The sequence below is a fragment of the Novosphingobium sp. Chol11 genome (assembly GCF_945870625.1).
Taxonomy (GTDB): domain Bacteria; phylum Pseudomonadota; class Alphaproteobacteria; order Sphingomonadales; family Sphingomonadaceae; genus Novosphingobium.
Genome location: NZ_CAMBTS010000129.1, coordinates 1 through 7,546 on the forward strand (window position 1 = coordinate 1; position 7,546 = coordinate 7,546).

Genomic DNA, 7,546 nt, shown 5'->3' on the forward strand with positions numbered 1-7,546 from the left:
GAAGAACGCGGCATCCTGTTCGTCGGCGTCGGCACCCCGCTCTATGAAGGCATGATCATCGGCGAGAATGCCAAGCCCGACGATCTTGAAGTCAATCCGATGAAGTCGAAGCAGCTGACCAACTTCCGCTCGACCGGCAAGGACGACGCGATCCGCCTCACCCCGCCCAAGATCATGACGCTCGAACAGGCGATTGCCTATATCGACGACGATGAAATGGTCGAAGTGACGCCCAAATCGATCCGCCTGCGCAAAGCGATCCTCGATCCCAACGAGCGCAAGAAGGCCGGCCGGAAGAAAGAAGCGGCCTGAGGGCTGGCTTTGCTCTGAATGAGACAGGAAGGGCGGCCTTTGCGGGCCGCCCTTATTGTTTGGGGGCGCTAGAAATTCTGAGGCATGCGATTGTGACGCTTGCAAACACCACGCCGCGATGACTGGAAGTGGTGGAAAGCGGACATTCCGCTGCTACAAAAACGAGATGGATTGCTGACGTTCGCTGCGCTATTTCCTTTTGAGTGCGAGCCTCCAGCCCTATGAGCCCCTATAGAAGAGGACGGCGTTTCATGATCGCTTTAGTCCTCGCCCCGTTTGCGATTATGTGGGGTGTTCCGCTCCTGTTGATGCCGTTCGATGTGCCCTTTGAAACAGTTATGGCTGTGGTGTTTCCCTTGGCCATCGCGTGGCTGATAATAGGCAGCGTCGGAGGTTTTCTCATCGCTTGTCGAAAATGCGGGCGATCGGTATTCTTGCGCCGCTTCATGTTAAGCACCCCTTGGCCCGCACGAACTTGCAGCAAATGCGGTTCCGACCTGACTGTGACCTTAGGTTAGATTAGGGCTGCTCTCGGTGATCACAAATTCCTGCCGGAATGACCGAAAGTGGGCGTTAGCTGCCATTGCATACAGCGCTTGCAAGCAGCGTAAGTGCCTTGGCGAAGCATGCTTGCGCGACATTTGCGCAAGCACACCTCGACAGGCTCAGAGGGAACGGGACGTTGCTTAAGATTGTATTGAGCAGGCTCTAGCCCCTCCCCCGCAGGAGAGAGGCCATCCCTCAGGCTTCGTTGACGGAAATAACCTCGGTCCCCATCGCGAGCTGGGTCGGCCCCATCAGCGAGGGGGTGAACGTGGCAGGCCAGCGCGCGCCGACGAAGCGGCTCTTGTCGATCCAGGCAAACGAGACGCTGTTCGACTGGTTGCCGCCGAGGATGCAGTATGTGTTGCTGGCATCGTCCTGCCCCACATAAAACCCGACATGGCCCAGCCCGCTCGATTCTTTCCGGCGCCAGAACACCATGACCGATCCCAGTGTGGGCGCGATCGGATGGCCAAAACGTTCCCACGCACGGGCGCGCAGCACGTTGGACGGAAGCGCCTCCTGCGGCAAAGTCGCACCGATGCAATGCCCCACAAACAGGCCGCACCACGGGATATCGTCGGCGTTATACATCGCCTCGCCAATCCCTTCGGCCCAATTGATGATCGTGGGATTGTTTTCGGCACCCGGCTTTTCCGTGGTTCCCAGTAGGCGCTTGGCCTCTGCCAGCCAGACCAGCGGCGCGCGCGTGGACGCGGCCGGGCTGACCCCGGCGGTGAGCGCGTTCAGCGCCGCGAGCGTCTGCGGCCCGACCACACCGTCCACTGTCAGCTGGCGGTCCTTTTGAAATGCACGCACCGCCGCAGCGGTCTGGCGGCCCCATGCTCCGTCGATCGGTCCGGGCAGATATCCTGCGCCGGCCAGTGCTTCTTGAATTTCGCGAATCGTCATGAGCATCTCCTAGAGGTGTCATTCTTTGGACCGTTCAATTGTGACATTTTGTGGTCCGCGCCCGGGCGGAGCGCCAAGTGCGGCTCCTCGTCGCCATCCATTCAGAAAAAATTGCCGAAACCTTAACAAATGCTGCCAAGCTTGTGCGGCAGGCGTTCAGCGGACACGTTCTACATAGAACCTATCGGCGGCGAATCGATGGAGAGACAAGCGTGGTGTCTCCCGGTCCGGCCACCAGGGAGAAGACCCATGTTCAGCTTTGCCAAGAAAGCCGCCCTCAGCATCGCCCTTGCCGCCACCGCCCTGGCCAGCGCCGCGCCGGCATCGGCCCACGATTATCGCCGCGGCCGCGGCAACGGCGATGCCACTGGCACCGCGATTGCCGCCGGCATCATCGGCCTTGCCGTTGGCGCGATCATCGTGTCGAGCACCAACCGCAACCGCGATCGGGATCGGCGGTTCGCCGACCGGCGCTATTACAACAACGGCTATGTCTATAACAACGGCTACAACAACGGTTACCGGCAGACCTATCGCGGCGGCTATTATGGCGGTGCCTATGATCGAAACGGCTACCCACAGGGCGCCAACGATCCCTATGGCTATGACCGGCGCGGCTACCGCGACGGCGGCAACAACGATCACCGTGACGACAACCACGACGACTGGCGCGGCAACTGAGGCAGGAAGCCCCTCTCCATTGCGGGAGGGGCTCTCCAAGAGCGCTGACTTAACCCGCAACGTCACCCTGAACTTGTTTCAAGGTCCATCGTGCCGAAAAACCTGAGAGCGCAGTTGCACCCCTTCATCGGCGCAAACACTCTTGAGCGGCAAGTCACCGCGCAAACCGAGGGATGGACCCTGAACCAAGTTAAGGATGACGAAAGATGATGGGAAAGCGCGGTCATGGTTATCGCCCCATCCCCGCCCCCCTTCCGCAGAATCCGCTGTCCTACAGGCCGCCTTGCGGAGTAAGCCCTTGCCCATGCCGCAACGCTGCATCACTTTCTCATCGATCCAGCCGATCAATGCGCGCCCGGTGATCGGTTTCAATTTTTCCTCAGGACTGTTTCAACTTCGTCAACTTGGGGCCTCGCGCCCCCTCTCTCGCCAAGCGCGAGCCGCGCGGCTATGGCACCGCAGATGAACATCTCCCCAATCCTTGCGTCCGGCGCGGCCATCAGCGAGAAGCCGCTGAAGGGCCTGCGCGTTGCGCTGTTCAGCGGAAACTACAACTACGTGCGCGACGGCGCCAATCAGGCGCTGAACCGGCTGGTCGGCTATCTGCAGCGGCAGGGCGCGCAAGTGCGGGTTTATTCGCCCAAGGTCAGGAACCCGGCGTTTCCCTCGATGGGCAAGCTGATCAACCTGCCCTCGGTGCGCATTCCCGGGCGCTCGGAGTTTCGCATGCCGATCGCGCTGACCGGGCGGGTGCGGCGCGATCTGGCGGAATTCGATCCGCATGTGCTGCATGTGTCGTCGCCCGATATCGCCTCGCACCGCGCCGTCACCTGGGCGCGCAAGCGCGGCCTGCCGATCCTCGCCTCGGTCCACACCCGGTTCGAAACGTATCCGCGCTACTACAATCTCGCGTTTATCGAGCCGCTGATCGAGGCGGGCCTGCGCCGGTTCTATCGCCGCTGCGATGCGCTGGTCGCGCCATCGGAATCGATGGCGCAAGTGCTGCGCGATCAGCGGATGAATTATGACATCGGCATCTGGTCGCGCGGGGTGGACCGCACGATTTTCGGGCCCGAGCAGCGCGATCCGGCCTGGCGGCAGGGCTTCGGCATCGCCGACAGCGATGTGGTGGTCGGCTTTCTGGGCAGGCTGGTGATGGAAAAGGGGCTCGATGTGTTTTCCGACACGATCGACCAACTGGTTCAGCGCGGGGTGCCCCACAAAGTGCTGGTGGTGGGCGAAGGCCCGGCGCACGATTGGCTGGCGGCGCGGCTGCCGCAGGCGATCTTTGCCGGATTTCAGGCGGGCAAGGATCTGGGCCGCGCGGTGGCCAGCATGGACATCCTGTTCAACCCCTCGATCACCGAAACATTCGGCAATGTGACGTTGGAGGCGATGGCCTGCGGCATCCCGGTGGTGGCAGCGGCAGCGACCGGCAGCCAGAGCCTGGTCGATGATCAGGTATCCGGGCGGCTGATCACGCCGGGCGCGGTGCGCCAGTTCGCCGAAAGCCTGCGCACCTATATCGAAGACGCGCCGCTGCGCGCGCAGCACGGCGCGGCGGGCGAGGCGCGCAGCCTCGATTTCAGCTGGGACCGGATCAACCAGGCCGTGGCCGATACCTACTTGCGGCTGATCCGGATCAAGACCGCCAAGAGCGGATAGGCCGGCCCCTCGCCCATGGCCGACCTCTTTGCCCCCGCCCCTGCCGAAACCCCGCGCGAGGCCGCCAATGATGCAGCGCCGCTGGCCAATCGGCTGCGCCCGCAGAGCCTGGCCGAGGTGATCGGGCAAACCCACCTGACCGGCCCCGAGGGCGCGATCGGGCGGATGGTCGCGGCGGGCAAGCTTTCCTCGATGATCCTGTGGGGGCCGCCGGGCACAGGCAAAACCTCGATCGCGCGGCTGCTCGCCGATGCGGTGGACATGCGTTATGTTGCGCTCAGCGCAGTGTTTTCGGGCGTCGCCGATCTCAAGAAAGCCTTTGCCGAGGCCGAGGCGATGGCGCAGATCGGGCGCAAGACCTTGCTTTTCGTGGACGAAATCCACCGCTTCAACCGCGCGCAGCAGGATGGCTTCCTGCCTTATGTCGAGAACGGCACGGTCACGCTGGTCGGCGCGACCACCGAGAACCCGAGCTTTGCGCTCAACGCCGCGCTGTTGAGCCGCGCCGCGGTGCTGATCCTCCACCGGCTCGACGCCGCAGCGCTGGGCGAACTGCTGGCGCGCGCCGAAGAGCTGACCGGGCTCATCCTGCCGCTGACCCCGCCAGCGCGCGACGCGCTGATCGCATCGGCCGATGGCGACGGGCGGTTTCTGCTGGGGCAGGCGGAGACCTTGTTCGATGTGTCGCTGCCCGCGCCGCTCGGCCCGGCAGAACTGGGCGCGTTCCTGATGCGCCGCGTGGCAGTCTACGACAAGGACCGCGACGGGCACTACAATCTGATTTCAGCGCTGCACAAAGCCTTGCGCGGATCGGACCCGCAGGCCGCGCTGTATTACATGGCGCGGATGCTGACCGCAGGCGAGGAGCCGCTCTATGTGCTGCGGCGGCTGGTGCGCTTTGCCAGCGAGGATATCGGCCTCGCCGATCCGCAGGCGCTGGTGCAATGCCTCGCGGCGAAGGACGCCTATGACTTTCTGGGATCGCCCGAGGGCGAACTGGCGATCGTGCAGGCCTGCCTCTATCTTGCCACCGCGCCCAAATCGAACGCGGCCTATGCGGCGCAGAAAGCGGCGTGGAAGAGCGCAAAGGACACCGGATCGCTAAGCCCGCCGGCGCATATCCTGAACGCGCCGACCAAGCTGATGAAGGATATCGGCTATGGCTCCGGCTATGCCTACGACCACGAGGCGCAGGACGGCTTTTCAGGCGCGGATTACTGGCCCGAAGGGATGGCGGCACAGACCTACTACAAGCCGGTGGAACGCGGCTTCGAACGCGAAATCCTGAAGCGGCTGGAGTGGTGGGAGAAAAAGCGGCGTGAACGGCGAGGGGAATGAACCCCGCCCGCTTCCTCCATTTCGCCGCCATCGACTGGTCGGGCGCAGCGGGCGAGCGGCATCGCGGAATTGCGCTGGCGATCTGCGCTGCGGGCGAGGCTGCGCCAACGCTGCTGCGACCGGGCCACCGCTGGTCGCGAAGTGAGGTGCTGGACTGGCTGCTGGAAGGTTTGCCCGCCGATACGCTGGTCGGCATGGATCTCGGCATCAGTCTGGCGTTTGCGGACAAGCAGGCGTTCTTTCCCGGGTGGGCGGACAGCCCGGCGGATGCCAAAGGTCTGTGGGCGCTGATCGATGCGATCTGCGCGGACGAACCGCACTTGTCGGTCGGAGCCTTTGTCGATCACCCGCAAGCTTCGGCGCATTTCCGGCGGCACGGCGGGCGCGAGGGTGCGGCATTTGGCGGCGGACGCGGGCGCTTCCGGGTGACCGAGTTGGCGCAGCAGGCCTTGGGCTGCAAACCATATTCGAATTTCAATCTGGTCGGCGCGGCGCAAGTCGGCAAGTCGAGCCTTTCGGGGATGAGGCTGCTCCACCAACTGGGCGGGCGGCTGCCGGTCTGGCCGATTGATCCGCTGCCGCAGCGCGGGGCGGTGGTTTGCGAGATTTATACGACCATCGCGGCGGTGGCCGGCGGGCGCGCACCGGGCCGATCGAAGATCCGCGACGGCGCGGCGCTCGACGCCGCGCTGGCCCGCCTCGGCAGCCGGGGCGCGGGGATGACCGGGGCCATCGACGATCACAGCACCGATGCGCTGATCACATCGGCGTGGCTGCGCCGGACCGCGAACGATCCGGCGCTGTGGCAGCCAGCAGGGCTGACACCGGAAATTGCCGCAACCGAGGGCTGGACCTTCGGGGCCACCTGAGGCTAAGGACAACGCAGCGCCGGCTTAGCTCAGTTGGTAGAGCACCTGATTTGTAATCAGGGGGTCACGAGTTCGAATCTTGTAGCCGGCACCATGGTTTTCTGGGGTTTTTTAGAGTAACCTACGTTTTCTGTCGGCAGGCAGGACGGACATTTGACGGACACTTGGGTTGTTTGGATGTTCGCGGTGTGTGTTGAAACCGACCCCCACCCCCTCCTAAGAACCTGACAATCCAGATCCCACCGGGGTGACACCCCCCATTTTAGGCTGATGGGACCCACGCTTCCTTCCTACTTACGATTTTGCGCGTTCGACGTTCTTGCCCGAAAGGGAGCGTTGACGAGGTGTCACGTCGTTGATGTTCAGATGCTGAGATTTCTCACTCCTTCCCGCGGCAAGTAACTCCGATTGGAATGCCAGTGTTCGCGCAAGCGGCACTCTTCCCACCTTGATATCGAGACTCTTCGGTGTAGGGTTAGGTGGGGTGACCTTTGGCCTTTGCATGGTGACTAGAGCGACGCAGATAGGTTTCATTTTGCGCCCCTTGAGGAGAGGTATGTCGCGCATTTTTGAACAGTTTGAATGGTTCCATGAAACATCTAATGGCCGAATTTTTAACGGGGATTCGTTTCATCTGATATCTAACATGCGCACTTCGTCAGTGGACCTGATCGTCACTAGCCCGCCATTTGGGCTTGTTCGGGAAAAAGATTACGGCAACGTACAAGCTGATGAGTATTTGGATTGGTTTCGTCCGTTTGCTACTCACCTCCATCGCGTTCTCAAAAAGACGGGAAGCTTAGTAATAGATATTGGTGGTGCTTGGAATAAGGGACTACCAACTCGGCATTTGTATCACTTTAAGCTTCTAATCATGCTTTGTGAGGAGTTCGGATTTCATCTTGCCCAAGATTTCTACTGGTGGAATCCAGCAAAGCTGCCCACTCCGGCGGAGTGGGTCACAATAAGACGCATTCGTGTCAAAGATGCCATAAATAAGGTTTGGTGGTTGTCCAAAACACCTTGGCCAAAGGCCAGTAATCGTCGTGTTCTTCAGCCATATAGTTCCAGTATGAACGACCTGTTCCCCGTCAGCACCAATGGCACAGATTTGAGGTTGTGATTTAAGGAGTGTTGGGGCTTCGTCGTAGTGACGAAGGAACGAAGATGAAGTCCCAACACTCCTTGAAAAAATCGCCTGCCAAGGCCCCTGCCGAGCGGGTGGT

6 protein-coding genes, 1 tRNA gene and 1 pseudogene are annotated in these 7,546 nt (G+C 61.8%); 7 read left to right on the plus strand and 1 reads right to left on the minus strand.

The genetic code is table 11. The features are described 5' to 3' along the window. Positions 1-312, plus strand: a pseudogene (locus tag Q0O40_RS14570) (translational GTPase TypA); the annotation flags it as partial. A 741-nt stretch (positions 313-1,053) separates the two neighbouring features. Here the strand turns inward: Q0O40_RS14570 and Q0O40_RS14575 are convergent. Beyond that, positions 1,054-1,767, minus strand: a complete 714-nt coding sequence (locus tag Q0O40_RS14575; RefSeq protein ID WP_295531425.1) for a TIGR02594 family protein — start codon at positions 1,765-1,767, stop codon at positions 1,054-1,056. A gap of 249 nt (positions 1,768-2,016) precedes the next feature. Here Q0O40_RS14575 and Q0O40_RS14580 point away from each other — a divergent pair, with 249 nt between their 5' ends. The 6 genes from Q0O40_RS14580 (at position 2,017) to Q0O40_RS14605 (ending at position 7,443) form a co-directional block, all read left to right on the plus strand. Beyond that, positions 2,017-2,448, plus strand: coding sequence for a hypothetical protein (locus tag Q0O40_RS14580; protein ID WP_295531428.1), 432 nt, complete (start codon positions 2,017-2,019; stop codon positions 2,446-2,448). Between the two features lie 462 nt (positions 2,449-2,910). Further along, a complete protein-coding gene (locus Q0O40_RS14585; RefSeq protein ID WP_295531431.1) occupies positions 2,911-4,113 on the plus strand; it encodes a glycosyltransferase family 1 protein in 1,203 nt (400 codons plus the stop codon). Positions 4,114-4,128: 15 nt separating this feature from the next. Beyond that, the gene (locus tag Q0O40_RS14590) at positions 4,129-5,451 is read left to right on the plus strand and encodes a replication-associated recombination protein A (protein WP_295531434.1); all 1,323 of its coding nucleotides are present in this window, start codon (positions 4,129-4,131) and stop codon (positions 5,449-5,451) included. Beyond that, the gene (locus Q0O40_RS14595) at positions 5,448-6,320 is read left to right on the plus strand and encodes a hypothetical protein (RefSeq protein ID WP_295531437.1); all 873 of its coding nucleotides are present in this window, start codon (positions 5,448-5,450) and stop codon (positions 6,318-6,320) included. The genes Q0O40_RS14590 and Q0O40_RS14595 overlap by 4 nt, the downstream gene beginning before the upstream one ends. Before the next feature lie 18 nt (positions 6,321-6,338). Next, a tRNA-Thr gene (locus Q0O40_RS14600) sits at positions 6,339-6,414 on the plus strand. A 462-nt stretch (positions 6,415-6,876) separates the two neighbouring features. After that, positions 6,877-7,443, plus strand: coding sequence for a site-specific DNA-methyltransferase (locus Q0O40_RS14605; RefSeq protein WP_295531440.1), 567 nt, complete (start codon positions 6,877-6,879; stop codon positions 7,441-7,443). Positions 7,444-7,546 lie beyond the last annotated feature (103 nt).